Consider the following 13,938-nt stretch of genomic DNA (forward strand, 5'->3'; position numbering starts at 1 on the left):
GGGGCGGCCCGGCCCCGGGCCTACGCGGCCTTCCTGCGCGTGAAGCGGTCCAGCTCGCGGATGCCGAGGACCCGCGCGAACAGCAGGTACACGACCCCGGCCACGAGCAGCGCCGCCACGAGGGCGATCGCGAGGCCCAGCGTGCCGGGCCGCTCGGCGACCCGTACCACCACCGCCGCGGCGAGCGCGGCGGCGCCCGAGGCGACGAAGAGCCGGAAGTGCGCCGAGACGAGCTTGCCGCCGAGCCGTCTGCGGGTCTTCTTGCGCAGCAGCTTCGTCGTCACCACGAGGCCCACGAGGTAGCTCACGCCGTACGCCGCCGCCATCCCGACGACCGCCGACTTCGCCGGGAGCACGACGTGACACGCGTAGGCGAGCACGATGTTCACCGCCGCGATGAGCGCGGCCATGAAGAACGGCGTCCGCGTGTCCTCGAAGGCGTAGAAGCCGCGAAGGAGGACGAACTGCATCGAGAACGGGATGAGACCGGGCCCGAGCACCTGGAGCATCTGACCGAGCGGCACCGTCGTCTTGACCGCGCCGTGCTGGAAGAGCAGGACCGCGATCTCCGGGCCGAGCGCCGCGAAGAGGAAGGCGGCGGGCACGATGAACGCGTTGGTCATGCGCAGCGCCCGCGCGAGGTCCGCGCGCAACTGCCGCAGCTCCCCGGCGGCAGCCGCGCGGCTCAGCCGCGGCAGCAGCGCCGTCACCACGGACACCGTCACAAGCGACTGCGGGAGAATCCAGATCGTCTGCGCGTACGAGTACGCCGAGTACCCCGCGCCCGCGTCCGGCGCCTGCGTGTCGACGAGGTTCGCGTAGTGCGTCACGACCGTCATCGCCGTCAGGTTCGCGAGGACGAAGAGCAGCGTCCACCGCGCCGCCGCGAGCGAGGGACCGAGACCCGTGCCGCGCCAGTCGAAGCGCGGCCGGAAGCGGAAACCGGCGGCGCGCGCGAAGGGGATGAGCGCGAGCGCCTGCAGCGCGAGCGCGCCCGTCGTGCCGATCCCGAGCCAGCGCACGTGCAGCGCCGTGACACCCGCGACGTCCGAGGGCACCGTCAGCAGCGTCAGGTAGCCGCCGAACATCGCGATGAGGACGAAGTTGTTGAGGACGGGGGTCCACATCATCGCGCCGAAGCGCTCGCGGGCGTTGAGCACCTGCCCGTAGATCGCGTACAGCCCGTAGAAGAAGATCTGCGGCAGCAGGTACCGCGCGAACGTCACCGTGAGCTGGTACGCCTCGTGCTGGTCCGGGGTGTCGGGCAGGTACACGCTGACGATCTGCGGCGCCGCGAGCACCGCCGCGACCGAGCCGATGCCGAGCACCACCAGGACGAGCGTGACGAGCCGCTGCTCGTAGGCGAGGCCCCCGTCGGCGTCCCGCATCCTGGCCCGCACCAGCTGCGGCACGAGGACCGCGTTGAGCGCCCCGCCGATGAGCAGCGTGTACAGGCTCGTGGGAACCGTGTTCGCCGTGTTGTACGTGCTCGCGAGCAGACCCGTGCCGAGCGCGACCCCCTGCAGCACCTGGCGGATCAGTCCCGTCGCCCGCGACGCCATCGTGCCGGCCGCCATGAGCAGCGAGGAACGTGCGAGTCCGCTCTTCTTCTTGTGCCGCCCCCGAGCCTGCACACCGCCGGGGGCGGTGCGTATCCCCTCCGTCATGACGGGCACTCTATGGGGTCGCCGTTCCCGTCCTGTGACCGGTGGGCCCAGCAAGGCCCTTCCCACCTGGTGAAACGCCCGTCCCGTCCCGTCCCGTCCCGCTCTGCGCCGCGGGCCCGGACACGAGCGTCGCCCAGCCGCACAGAGCGAAGGGCACGACGAAGTAACCGAAGCGCGAGGCGGGCGCGAGCGCGAAGGCGGCGCCCAGCCCCACCGCGAGCCGCACCGCCGCCGCACCCGCCGTACGCGGCGGCCTGCGCAGGAGCCACCACCCCACGGCGCCCGCCGCGAGCAGCAGCACCACCAGCGCGCACCACCACCCGGCGGGACCGAGCCCCGCGAGCAGCCGGCCGGGCAGCGGGCTCGCCGCCGGCGTCGCGAGCCGCCCGTGCCCCGAGGGGAACGCGAAGACCTGCTCCACGAGCACCCCGGGAGAAACGAGGACCCAGGGCAGGACGAGGACGGCGAGCGGGACGCAGGTGCCGAGGGCGAGGGGGGCGAGGACGGACGTGCGGCGACGGGTACGGGTCCGCCCGGCGAGCAGCACGGCCGCCACCGCGAGCGCCGGGCACACCGTCCACTTCACCGCGCACCCGAGACCGAGCACGATACCCGCCCACCCCGCCCGCCCCCGCCCCGCGAGCGCGAGCCCGAGGACGCACACCCCCGCCACCGGCAGGTCGACACCGCTCACCACACAGGCCAGCGCGAAGGGCGGCGCCGCGCACAGCACCGCGAGCCCGCGCCCGTACCGCCGCGCACCACCCGTGGGCCGCGCCGCCCGCAGACAGCACAGGAACACCACCGCGCACCACACCCGCGCGTCCCCCGGCGGCCCCGGCAGCACGAGCGAAGGCAGCCCGAGCAGCGCGGCGCCCGGGAGGTACGGGGTGTAGCCGGCCACGTCGACCGGCGCGCTCTCGTACGGAGTACCCGTGCGGACGAGGTGCTGTGCGGCCCGCTCCAGGACGAACACCTCGCTCTGCCCGGCCCCCCGCGCGAGCAGGTACACACCCGGCACCACGAGCGCCCCGCCCACCGCGCACCGCACGGCCCACCGCCCGTGCCCCCGCGCCGCGCACCACGCCGCGAGCCCGTACCCGGCCCCCGCGCAGCCGCCCCACACGCGGTGCGGGCCCTGCGTGCTCACCGCGCACAGGCCGAGTGCGAAGAGGCAGCACCCGAGGAGGACGGCACACCACACGCGGCCGGGGACACCGTCAGGTATCCGGAGTCCGCGTCGTTCCCGAAGAGTCATCCCTCCATTCCAGGAGAAGGGAAAGCCCAGGTCACGGGCGGTAAGTGGAGTCCGGTGGTGGGGTTTCGCCTACCTCGCGGCAGGGGCGCCGCCGGTCCGTGCCACCGCGCTCCTCCTCGTGACCCGTCTCCTCGTCCGTGTCACCGGTCCCCTTCGTGCGCCCGCAGGTGGGCCAGGACCGCGAGGACCCGCCGATTGCCCTCGGCCGGATCGAGGTCGAGCTTCATGAAGATGTTGCTCGCGTGCTTGACGACCGCCGCCTCGGTCACGCCCAGGGTCTTCGCGATCGACTGGTTCGTCCCGCCCTCCGCCATGCGCGCGAGGACTTCCCGCTCGCGCGGGGTGAGCCTGCCGAGCGGGTGCGTCGCCGCGCGGTGGCCGAGCAGGACCCGTACGACCTCCGGATCGATGACCGTCTCACCCGCCCCCACCCGCCGCAGCGCCTCCAAGAACTCGGCGACCTCGCCCACGCGGTCCTTCAGGAGATAGCCGAGGCCGCCGCCCGGCGGGCTCTCCAGGACGAGCCGCGTCGCGTACGCAGAGGCGACGTACTGCGACAGGACGAGGATCGGCAGCCCCGGGTGCGCGGCGCGCAGCGCGAGCGCCGCGCGCAGCCCCTCGTCCCGGAACCCCGGCGGCATCCGCACATCCGTCACCACGATGCCGGGCCTCTCGCGCTCCACCGCCTGACGCAGCGTCTCCGCCTCGCCGACCGCGGCGACCACCTCGTGCCCCGCCCGTTCGAGCAGCTCCTCGAGCCCCGCCCGCAGCAGCACCGCGTCCTCCGCGAGCACTACGCGCACCACGCCTCCACCGTTACTCCTCGCACGGCACCTCCGCCCGTACCTCCGTCGGCCCGCCCTTCGGGCTCGACACCTCCAGCCGCCCGTCCAGGACGGCGAGTCTCTCCGCGAGCCCGAGCAACCCGCTGCCCGCGGCCGGATCGGCGCCGCCCAGGCCGTCGTCCCGCACCCGCAGCACGAGCCGCCCGCCGCGCAGCCGCGCGCTCACCACGGCCTCCGTCCCGCCGCTGTGCCGCACCGCGTTCGTCAGCGCCTCCGTGATCGTGAAGTACGCCGTCGACTCGACCCGCGCGGGCAGCCGGTGCGGCAGCGCGATGTCCACGCGCACCGGCAGCGGTCCGCGCCGTGCCACCTCCTCGACCGCCGCCCGCAGCCCGTGATCCGTCAGCACCTGCGGATGGATGCCGCGCACCAGCTCGCGCAACTGCTCCAGCGCGCGCCGCGCCTCGCCCCGGGCCCGCTCCACGAGCGCCGCGCCCGGCGCCTCCTCCCCGCCCAGCTCCATCCGCGCCAGACCGAGCGTCATCGTCAGGGCCACGAGTTGCTGCTGCGCCCCGTCGTGCAGGTCCCGCTCGATGCGGCGGCGCTCGGCCTCGAAGGCGTCGGCGAGCCTGACCCGCGACCGGGTCAGCTCGATGACCCTGTCACCCGCGCGCGGGGCCAGCATCGCCCGCGCGAGGCGGGCCTCGGCGGCGGCGAGCAGCAGCGTCGGCCACGCGAGGACGACGACGAGGAGGAGCCCGGCGCCCGTGCACCACAGCCCGGCCCACGCCCCCGGGACCGGCCGCCCGGGAACGATCATCACGGTCTCGGGCGCCAGCGCCCACACGACGAGCGGCGTCACCACGAGCACCCCCGCGAAGGCGAGCAGCGCGAGCAGCAGGGCGCCCGCGCCCGCGTACAGCGTGCCGAGCACGAGCGCGTACCCGCACTGCCACCAGGTCGCGGGCTCACCGAGCCGCGCCCGCGACCAGCCCCGCAGTCCGGGGCGCAGGGGCAGCCGCCGCCGGGGCAGTGCCTGCCGCACGCCCAGCAGCCGCAGCCGGCGCACCTCGATCCGCGCCGTCGGCAGCCCGAGCAGCAGACACCCCAGCGGGAGGAACAGCCCGACCCCGGTCGGCGTGAGCACGAGCGCGACCTCCAGGACGGCGGCGAGCGCGGCGAGCACCGTCAGGCCCAGCGGCAGCCCCGCCAGGACGAAGAGCAGACACCGCCACGGCCGCGCCGAGCCCAGGAAGGCGAGCGGGTGCCGCACCGTCGCCCGCACGTCCGCCGCGTACGCCCGCACCTCCGCGTCCGCCCCGCGCCCCCACGCCCCGTCCGCCCGCGCCTCCAGGACGCCCGCCCGCGCGAAGCCCTCCGCGCCGACGACGTCGTCAGCCCTCGCGACCCCCTCCGCCCCCGCAGCCATCCCGTCCCCCGGCCCCCTCGCACCACCCGCCGCCCCGCCCCGGAGCCGCACCCGGTCAGCCTAACGACCGCCAGAATCCGCGCACCCGCTCCGCGTTCGTCCCGCACGGGCAGCCGCCACGGCGTCGACGGGCGGGGCGCCGAGGCCGCGCCACCCGCCCGGGGCCCGCCCGCTCGCCGGACCCCGCGCTCACGGGGAGGGTCGGGAGGGGAACCGTCCGGCCCCGGGCCGGAGCCGCCGTCACGGGAGTACGCGATGGGCCTGCGCACCTGGATCACCGACTGGCCGGTCTACCGGCAGCTCACCGGGACCGACCCGCTCGGCCGGGGACACGCGGCACGCTCGCCCGCGACCGCCGGGCTGCGGCCCCGTACCGCCACCGCCGACCGCGTCGTCGGCTCGGTGTGCCCGTACTGCGCCGTCGGCTGCGGCCAGCAGATCTACGTCAAGGGCGAGAAGGTCACGCAGATCGAGGGCGACCCCGCCTCGCCCGTCAGCCGGGGCCGCCTGTGCCCCAAGGGCTCCGCCTCGCTCCAGCTCACGACGGGCCCCGCGCGCCGCCACGAGGTCCTGTACCGCAGGCCGTACGGCACCGACTGGGAGCCGCTCGACCTGGAGACGGCGATGGACATGGTCGCCGAGCGCGTCATCCGCACCCGCGCCGAGACCTGGGAGTGGGAGCGCGACGGGGTGCGCACCGCGCGCACGATGGGCATCGCGAGCCTCGGCGGCGCGACGCTCGACAACGAGGAGAACTACCTCATCAAGAAGTTCCTCACCGCGCTCGGCGTCGTACAGGTCGAGAACCAGGCCCGCGTCTGCCACAGCTCCACCGTCTCCGGGCTCGGCACCTCCTTCGGGCGCGGCGGCGCCACGACGTTCCTCCAGGATCTGCGGCACAGCGACTGCATCGTCATCCAGGGCTCCAACTTCGCCGAGGCCCACCCCGTCGGCTTCCAGTGGGTCATGGAGGCGAAGAAGCGCGGCGCGAAGGTCATCCACGTCGACCCGCGCTTCAGCCGCACGAGCGCCCTCGCCGACACGCACATCCCGCTGCGCGCGGGCACCGACATCGTCCTGCTCGGCGCGCTCATCAGCCACGTGCTCACCGAGGAGAAGGACTTCCGCGAGTACGTCGTCCACTACACCAACGCCGCGAGCCTCGTGAGCGAGGACTTCCGCGACACCGAGGACCTCGACGGGCTCTTCTCCGGCTACGACCCGGACACCGGCCGGTACGACCCGATCAGCTGGCAGTACGAGGGCGTCGAGGTACAGGCCCCGACCGGCGACCCCGACGAGCTGTACGAGGAGCGGGCGCGCAACTACGCGGGCTCCGAGGCACACGGCTCCGGCGGCGCCCAGGCCCCCCGTACCCCGCCCCGCGACGAGACCCTCCAGCACCCCCGCTGCGTCTACCAGGTCCTCAAACGGCACTTCGCCCGCTACACGCCCGAACTCGTCGAGGAGACGTGCGGCATCCCCCGCGCGCTCTTCGACGAACTGTGCGAGGCCGTCACGAGCAACTCGGGCCCCGAGCGCACCACCGCCTTCTGCTACGCGGTCGGCTGGACCCAGCACACCGTCGGCTCCCAGTACATCCGCGCCGCGAGCATCCTCCAACTGCTCCTCGGCAACATCGGCCGGCCCGGCGGCGGCATCATGTCGCTGCGCGGCCACGCCTCCATCCAGGGCTCCAGCGACATCCCGACGCTCTTCAACCTCCTCCCCGGCTACCTGCCGATGCCGCACGCCCACGCGCACCAGACGCTCGACACGTTCATCGGGGCGACGCGCACCGACAAGGGCTACTGGGCCGACATGCGCGCCTACATGGTCAGCCTCCTCACCGCCTGGTTCGGCGACGCGGCGACCGAGGAGAACGACTGGTGCTTCGGCCACCTGCCCCGGCTCACCGGCGCGCACAACACCTACGAGACCGTCATGGCGCAGCTCGACGGCACCTGCAAGGGCTACTTCCTCATGGGCGAGAACCCCGCCGTGGGCTCCGCCAACACCCGCCTGCAACGCCTCGGCATGGCGAAGCTCGACTGGCTCGTCGTGCGCGACTTCAGCCTCATCGAGTCCGCGACGTGGTGGCAGGACGGCCCCGAGACCGAGACCGGGGAACTGCGCACCGAGCAGATCCCCACCGAGGTCTTCTTCTTCCCCGCCGCCGCCCACACCGAGAAGTCGGGGTCCTTCACCAACACCAACCGGTGGGTGCAGTGGCGGCACGCCGCCGTCGAACCCGGGGGCGACGCCCGCAGCGACCTGTGGTTCATGTACCACCTCGGCCGCCGCGTCAAGGAACGCCTCGCCGCCTCCACGGACCCGCGCGACAAGGCGGTCCAGGACATCACGTGGGACTACCCCGTCGAAGGGCCGCTCGAGGAGCCGGTCGCGGAAGCGGTCCTCGCCGAGATCAACGGCAGGACACGCGGCGGCGGGCCGCTCTCCGCGTACACCCAGCTCAAGGACGACGGCTCCACCTCCTGCGGCTGCTGGATCTACTGCGGCATCTACGCGGACGGCGTCAACCAGGCCGCGCGCCGCCCGCCCGCCGCCCTGCAGGGCCCGGTCGCGGGGGAGTGGGCCTGGGCCTGGCCCGCCAACCGCCGCATGCTCTACAACCGCGCCTCGGCCGCGCCGGACGGCACCCCGTGGAGCGCGCGCAAGAAGTACGTGTGGTGGGACGCCGAGGCCGGCGAGTGGACCGGCGACGACGTGCCCGACTTCCCGGCGGACCTCGCTCCCGGGCACGTACCGCCCGAGGACGCCTCGGGCGTCGCGGCGCTCGGCGGGGACGACCCGTTCATCATGCAGGCCGACGGCAAGGGCTGGCTCTACGCCCCGGCGGGGCTCGACGACGGACCGCTGCCCACGCACTACGAGCCGCAGGACTCGCCCTTCCGCAACCCCCTGTACGGTGCGGTCTCGCGCGCCCCGGCACGCAAGGTCATGCCCCACGAGGGCAACCGCTACCACCCGAGCGGCGAGGAACCGGGCAGCGACGTCTACCCGTACATCGTCACGACCCACCGCCTCACCGAGCACTTCACGGCGGGCGGCATGAGCCGCTGGTCGCCCTATCTCGCCGAGCTGCAACCGGAGTTCTTCTGCGAACTCTCGCCGGAACTCGCCGAGGAGCGCGGTCTCACGCACGGCGGCTGGGCGACGCTCATCACCGCCCGGAACGCGATCGAGGCGCGCGTCCTCGTCACCGAGCGCATGAAACCCCTGCGCGTGCACGGCCGCACGATCCACCAGATCGGGATGCCCTTCCACTGGGGCCCCAACGGTGTCATCACGGGCGACGCGGCCAACGAACTCATGGCGATCAGCCTCGACGCCGACGCGCACATCCAGGAGGACAAGGCCCTCACCGCCGACATCCGCGCCGGGCGCCGCCCGCGCGGGCCCGCGCTGCCCGCCCTCGTCGCCGACTACCGCCGCCGCGCCGGGATCACCGCCCGCACGGGCACCGAGCGCCCGCACGCCGAGGAGACCCGATGACCGACACCGCCGCACACGCCGAGAGCCTGCTCTCGGGACCCGAGCCCGACCCGGCGGGGGACGCGGGCTACGACACGCACCCGCCCCGCGTCGGCTTCTTCACCGACACCTCCGTGTGCATCGGCTGCAAAGCCTGCGAAGTGGCGTGCAAGGAGTGGAACACCGTCCCCGAGGACGGACTGAGCCTGAGCGCCATGTCCTACGACAACACCCAGGCCCTCGGCGCCTCGACCTGGCGGCACGTCGCCTTCGTCGAACAAGCCCGCCCCGTGGAGGTCACCGAGCCGCCGGGGCCCGGCGACCGCACGAGCCTCCCGCTCGCCGACCCGGGCCAGGGCCTGCCCGCCCAGGGCGTGCGCTGGCTCATGTCCTCGGACGTCTGCAAGCACTGCACGCACGCCGCCTGCCTCGACGTCTGCCCCACCGGCTCCCTCTTCCGCACCGAGTTCGGCACGGTCGTCGTCCAGCAGGACATCTGCAACGGCTGCGGCTACTGCGTCAGCGCCTGCCCCTACGGCGTCATCGAGCAGCGCGAGGGCGACGGCCGCGCCTTCAAGTGCACGATGTGCTACGACCGGCTCGGCGCCGGGCAGGAACCGGCCTGCGCCAAGGCGTGCCCCACCGAGTCCATCCAGTACGGGCCGCTCGACGAACTCCGCGCACGCGCGGCCCTGCGGGTCGACCAGCTCCACGAGGCGGGCGTCACCGAGGCCCGCCTCTACGGGCACGAACCGGACGACGGCGTCGGCGGCGACGGCGCCTTCTTCCTCCTCCTCGACGAACCCGAGGTCTACGGGCTCCCGCCCGACCCCGTCGTCACGACCCGCGACCTGCCCGCGATGTGGAAACACGCGGGACTCGCCGCGCTCGGCCTGCTCACCACGGCGACCACCGCCCACGTCCTGCCCGCCGCCCTCGCCGCCCTCAGGAAGGCCCGCCGATGACCGCCCCCGCCGAGAGCCGACCAGAGCGCCCCCGCCGCCGCAAGGCCAGGAGAGGCGAACAACTCGTCTTGCCGAAGGCCGAGTTCACCTCGTACTACGGGCGCCCCATCCTCAAGAGGCCGTCCTGGGCCGCGAGCGACATCGCCGGGTACTTCTTCCTCGGCGGCCTCGCCGGGGCGGGCTCCGTGCTCGCCGCCGGGGCCCACCTCACCGGGCGGCACACGACGGCGGACGCCCTCAAGCTCTCCTCGCTCGGCGCCGTCGCCCTCTCGGCCGCCGCCCTCGTCCACGACCTCGGACGGCCCGCCCGCTTCGTCAACATGCTGCGGGTCCTCAAGCCCACCTCGCCGATGAGCGTCGGCTCCTGGCTCCTGAGCGGGTACGGGTCCTGCGCCGGCCTCGCCGCGCTCACCGCCGTCTCGGGCCGCCTCCCACGCCTCGGCACCGCCGCGACCCTCGGCGCCGCGCTCACCGGCTCCGGCGTCGCCACGTACACCGCCGTGCTCGCCGCCGACACCGCCGTGCCCGCCTGGCACGGCGTCCACCGGGAACTCCCCTACCTCTTCGCGGCCTCGGCGACCGCCGCCGCCTCCGGCGCGGCCCTCGTCCTCGGCCCCCCGTGCGAGCACGGCCCCGCGCGCTGCGCCGCCGCCCTGGCCGCCACGGGGGACCTCCTCGCGAGCCACCGCGCGGAGCGGGCGCTCGGGGAACCCGTCGCGGAGACCTGGCGCGAGGGGCGCGCGGGCACCCTGCTCCGTACCGCTCGCGCGCTCACCGTCGCGGGCGCCGCCGCCGCCCTCGCCGGGCCGCGCCTGGGCCGGACGGGGACCGCGCTCGGCGGGCTCGCGCTCCTCGGGGGCTCCGCCTGCACCCGCTTCGGCGTCTTCGCCGCCGGGGTCGCCTCGACCGAGGACCCGCGCCACGTCGTGGAGCCCCAGCGGGCGCGGCTCGCCGAGCGCGCGGGGGCCGAACGGTCCGGTGGCGGGAGCTGAACAGGCCGGTGGCCGGGGCTGAACAGGCCGGTGGCCGGGGCTGAACAGGCCGGTGGCCGGTCCCTCCCGTACGACGTACGCACGGGAGGGACCGGCCACCGGGACCCGCGGGCGGTCAGCCGTTGCGCACACCGTTCGCCGACAGGACCGGGATGTCCTCCACGAGGTGCGAGAGGGGCTCGTCGCCCTTCGCCTGCGAGGAGTTGTCCGCGCACTGCTGGTTCTGCGGCGACGACAGGACGTTGACGTCCTGGACGGCGACCGGCACGAGCAGGCCGACGAGGGAACCGACGTTGGCCTTGACCGGGACGCCGAGGCACAGCTTGTTGAGGCTGTCGCTCACGAGGCTGGCCTGCGGGCTCTGGTCACCGGCGGTCGTCGAGTTGCCGAAGGCGTCCGCGGCACCGTTGCCGCTCACCGAGGTGGTGCCGCCGTCGTCGGCGAGCGCCATCGCGGGGGCCGCGGCCATCGCGACACCGGCGACGGACGCGGACAGCGCGGCGGCGGCGAGGTACTTCTTCATGAAACGTGCTCCTGATGAGTCGGACTGCGTGACCACCCGGCGGACCCGGGAGCCCGGGTGGCCGGTGCCCCGTGAGCGGGACACGCTGCACAACCGCTCAGCGGCGTCCTGGTTTCGCCCCGTCCCCCGTACGGAGCATCCCGTGCCGCCAACCGTGACCGGCCGCGACCTGGGACGTTGGACGCGGTCACGCGGCCCGTCCGGCTCCTAGAGCCCGTCGAAGAGGGCGCTCACCGACTCGCCGTTGTGGATGCGCCGGACCGCCTCTGCGAGCGCGGGAGCCACCGAGAGCACCGTCAGCTTCTCGGTGCGCTCGGCCTCGGGGACCGGCACCGAGTTGGTGCACACGATCTCCAGGATCTCCGGCTGCTCGCTCAGCCGCTTGAGAGCGCCCGAGGCGAAGAGCCCGTGCGTACACGCGACCCGCACCGAACGCGCCCCCAGCTCCCGCAACCGGTCGAGCAGTTCGAGGACCGTGCTGCCCTTCGCGATCTCGTCGTCCAGGACGATGACGTCGCGGTCGGCGACGTCGCCGATGACCGCGCTGATCGACACCTTGTCGTCCTCGAAGCGCTGTTTCGCGCCCGCCGCGACCCGTGTGCCGAGCAGCCGCGCGAAGGCCGCGGCCTCCTTCGCGTTGCCGAGGTCGGGCGAGACCACCGTCGTGTTCGACAGGTCCAGCTTGCGGAAGTGCGTGGCCAGTTCCCGCAGCGCGTGCAGGTGGTCGACGGGGACCGAGAAGAAGCCGTGGACCTGCGGCGAGTGCAGGGTCAGCGCGAGGACCCGGCTCGCGCCCGCCGTCACGAGGAGGTCGGCGACGAGCCGCCCGCCGAGCGAGATGCGCGGCATGTCCTTCTTGTCGGAACGGGCGTAGGAGTAGTGCGGCATGACGACGGTGATCCGCCCCGCCGAGGCGCCGCGCGCCGCGTCGCACATCATGAGCAGTTCGACGAGGTGCTCCTGCACCGGCGCGACGAGCGGCTGGATCAGGAACACGTCCCGCTCCCGGCAGTTCGCCTCCAGCTGCACCTCCAGGCAGTCGTTGGCGAAGCGGTTGATCCGCGCGGGCGAGAGCGGCACTTCCAGGTGCCGGCACACCTCCGCCGCGAGTTCGGGATGGGCACTACCACTGAAGACGGCGATGTCTCGCACGAACCGGCTCTCCTACGGTCTTGGGGGCGTCGGTCGGTCTACGGATGCCGCTCGGCATCGTAGCGAGCACGCGCGTCCGCCCAGAGCGGGGGGAGGAGCGCGAACGCCGCGCCGGGGAGCGCGCGTTCCTCCGCCGTGAGCCCCGGTATCCTCTCGCGCCGCTCCCGGGCCGCCGTCAGGTACGTGCCCAGCTCCGGCGGGGCGAGGACCAGGAACTCCGGCAGGAACAGCTCGATGAGAGCGGCGACGTCGAGCCGCAGGCTCGCCTCGGCGAGGATCAGCGCGCTCGACGCCCAGTCGAGACCCGGCGGGCCCACCGCCGCCGACTCCCAGTCGATGACGACGGGACCGGCGGGGGAGAGCAGCACGTTCTCCGGGTGCAGGTCGAGGTGGAGCAGCCGGTGCCCGGCGGGAGCGCCCTCCGGCGGGGGGACGCGGTGCAGCCGCCGCAGGAGAGCGGCGAGCAGCGCGGCACCCTCCGCCGCGCTCGCGTCCCCGGTCGTGAGCGCCCGCGCGAGCGTCGGCCCCTCGATCCGGCGCACGACCATCTCGTTCGCGGCGAAGGGCCCGGGGCGCAGGGCGGGGAGCGGATAGCCGTACGAGGCGACGCGGCGCATCACGGCCGCCTCCGCCGCGGTGTCCCGCGCCGAGCGGTACCTGCGCACCACCCACTCGGCGCCGAGCGCGTACACGTCGGCGCTGCGCCCGGAACCGATCAGTTCCCCCCACGACCCGCCGGTAGGCCCGTCCGCGGCCCCGCCTGGCGACTTGTCACCCGTCATGACCGGAATACCACCACGTCGGGACCGAACTTGTCCGTTCCTTGCGTCACTTGACGGCTCATTACCCTTCACGGGCAGGTACCGACTAGGTACCCTGGCCCGCATGCCGTCACTCAACGTGTCCTTCACCGAAGAGGAGCTGGAAGGCGTCAGGGCCGCCGCGGCGGCCGAGGGCAAGAGCCTCAAGCAGTACCTGCACGACCTCGGCGTCAGGGAGCACCAGCGCAAGCAGTTCGTGTCGGGGGCGCTGGACTGGGGCGACCGGCTGCGCGAGGAGTTCGACGCGGCCTTCCCCACGGAGATACCCCCGCGGCGCCGCGCCCCCGGTCACGGCGGCGCGCAGGCGCACGGGCGCGGTCACGGCGGAGGGAAGAGCGTCGCCTGATGGCCCTGTTCGTGGACGTGGCCTGGCTCCTCGACGTCCAGGAGCGGGCCGTACCCGAGGACGTCTCGGTCGCCGACTACTCGGCGCTCGTCGCCGCCGTCTCCCGGCACCGCACCACCATGCCGACCCTCGCGGCCTCGGACCCCGACGCGGCCTGGCGCGCGGCGGCGCTCCTCCACACGATCGTCCGCCTCGAACCCCTCCCGCACCGCAACTCCCTGTACGCGGCGCAGGTCGCCGCCCAGTACATGGGCCAGTGCGGCGAGGGCATAGACCCGCCGTACGGAGCGCTCTCGGAGCTGATCAAGGAGATCGGCGCGGACCGGGCGGACCTGTACGCGGTGGCGGAACGGCTGCGCGGCTGGCGCATCTGAGCGCAGACCGGGGCGGCGGCGGGCAGCGGGGAAGCGGCTGTATGCGGTGGCCGAGCCGTGCGTCGGGTGGTGGGGAGAGCGCCGGTACGCGGTGGCCGAGCGTGCGTCGGGTGGTGGGGGAGGGGGTGCGC

The 13,938-nt window shown here is 74.1% G+C and carries 12 protein-coding genes; 5 read left to right on the top strand and 7 right to left on the bottom strand.

Annotated elements, in window-relative coordinates; all coding sequences use genetic code 11:
- Nucleotides 1-20: 20 nt before the first annotated feature.
- From murJ to STTU_RS30970, 4 genes are all read right to left on the bottom strand, one after another.
- Nucleotides 21-1,667, bottom strand: coding sequence for a murein biosynthesis integral membrane protein MurJ (murJ, locus tag STTU_RS30955; RefSeq protein WP_043257871.1), 1,647 nt, complete (start codon nucleotides 1,665-1,667; stop codon nucleotides 21-23).
- Nucleotides 1,668-1,677: 10 nt separating this feature from the next.
- Nucleotides 1,678-2,871 carry a glycosyltransferase 87 family protein gene (locus tag STTU_RS30960; protein ID WP_043256870.1) on the bottom strand — a complete coding sequence of 398 codons (1,194 nt, stop codon included), beginning with the start codon at nucleotides 2,869-2,871 and terminating at the stop codon, nucleotides 1,678-1,680.
- A gap of 194 nt (nucleotides 2,872-3,065) precedes the next feature.
- Nucleotides 3,066-3,731, bottom strand: a complete 666-nt coding sequence (locus STTU_RS30965) for a response regulator transcription factor (protein ID WP_007830233.1) — start codon at nucleotides 3,729-3,731, stop codon at nucleotides 3,066-3,068.
- Nucleotides 3,732-3,741: 10 nt separating this feature from the next.
- Nucleotides 3,742-5,139 (bottom strand): sensor histidine kinase, encoded by a 1,398-nt coding sequence (locus STTU_RS30970; RefSeq protein WP_007830234.1) that lies wholly within the window; start codon nucleotides 5,137-5,139, stop codon nucleotides 3,742-3,744.
- 255 nt (nucleotides 5,140-5,394) lie between these two features.
- Between STTU_RS30970 and fdh the strand changes: the two genes are divergently transcribed.
- The 3 genes from fdh to nrfD all read left to right on the top strand — a co-directional run bounded on the left by fdh (nucleotide 5,395) and on the right by nrfD (nucleotide 10,591).
- Nucleotides 5,395-8,655: a formate dehydrogenase gene (gene fdh, locus STTU_RS30975; RefSeq protein WP_043256873.1), complete on the top strand. Its 3,261-nt coding sequence runs from the start codon at nucleotides 5,395-5,397 to the stop codon at nucleotides 8,653-8,655.
- Nucleotides 8,652-9,599, top strand: a complete 948-nt coding sequence (locus tag STTU_RS30980; RefSeq protein WP_043256874.1) for a 4Fe-4S dicluster domain-containing protein — start codon at nucleotides 8,652-8,654, stop codon at nucleotides 9,597-9,599. Before fdh ends, STTU_RS30980 begins: the two co-directional genes overlap by 4 nt.
- A 68-nt stretch (nucleotides 9,600-9,667) precedes the next feature.
- The gene (nrfD, locus tag STTU_RS30985) at nucleotides 9,668-10,591 is read left to right on the top strand and encodes an NrfD/PsrC family molybdoenzyme membrane anchor subunit (protein ID WP_007830238.1); all 924 of its coding nucleotides are present in this window, start codon (nucleotides 9,668-9,670) and stop codon (nucleotides 10,589-10,591) included.
- A 115-nt stretch (nucleotides 10,592-10,706) separates the two neighbouring features.
- Here nrfD and STTU_RS30990 read toward each other — a convergent pair whose 3' ends face one another.
- From STTU_RS30990 to STTU_RS31000, 3 genes are all read right to left on the bottom strand, one after another.
- Complete coding sequence (locus STTU_RS30990; protein ID WP_007830239.1) at nucleotides 10,707-11,114, bottom strand: rodlin; 408 nt, start codon at nucleotides 11,112-11,114, stop codon at nucleotides 10,707-10,709.
- A 207-nt stretch (nucleotides 11,115-11,321) separates the two neighbouring features.
- A complete protein-coding gene (locus STTU_RS30995; protein ID WP_007830240.1) occupies nucleotides 11,322-12,266 on the bottom strand; it encodes a ribose-phosphate diphosphokinase in 945 nt (314 codons plus the stop codon).
- A gap of 38 nt (nucleotides 12,267-12,304) precedes the next feature.
- Nucleotides 12,305-13,048 (bottom strand): phosphotransferase, encoded by a 744-nt coding sequence (locus STTU_RS31000; RefSeq protein ID WP_007830242.1) that lies wholly within the window; start codon nucleotides 13,046-13,048, stop codon nucleotides 12,305-12,307.
- 103 nt (nucleotides 13,049-13,151) lie between these two features.
- Between STTU_RS31000 and STTU_RS31005 the strand changes: the two genes are divergently transcribed.
- Nucleotides 13,152-13,433, top strand: a complete 282-nt coding sequence (locus STTU_RS31005) for a hypothetical protein (protein ID WP_007830243.1) — start codon at nucleotides 13,152-13,154, stop codon at nucleotides 13,431-13,433.
- Nucleotides 13,433-13,807, top strand: a complete 375-nt coding sequence (locus STTU_RS31010) for a hypothetical protein (protein WP_007830245.1) — start codon at nucleotides 13,433-13,435, stop codon at nucleotides 13,805-13,807. Before STTU_RS31005 ends, STTU_RS31010 begins: the two co-directional genes overlap by 1 nt.
- Nucleotides 13,808-13,938 lie beyond the last annotated feature (131 nt).

The sequence above is a fragment of the Streptomyces sp. Tu6071 genome (genome assembly GCF_000213055.1).
Lineage (GTDB): Bacteria > Actinomycetota > Actinomycetes > Streptomycetales > Streptomycetaceae > Streptomyces > Streptomyces evansiae.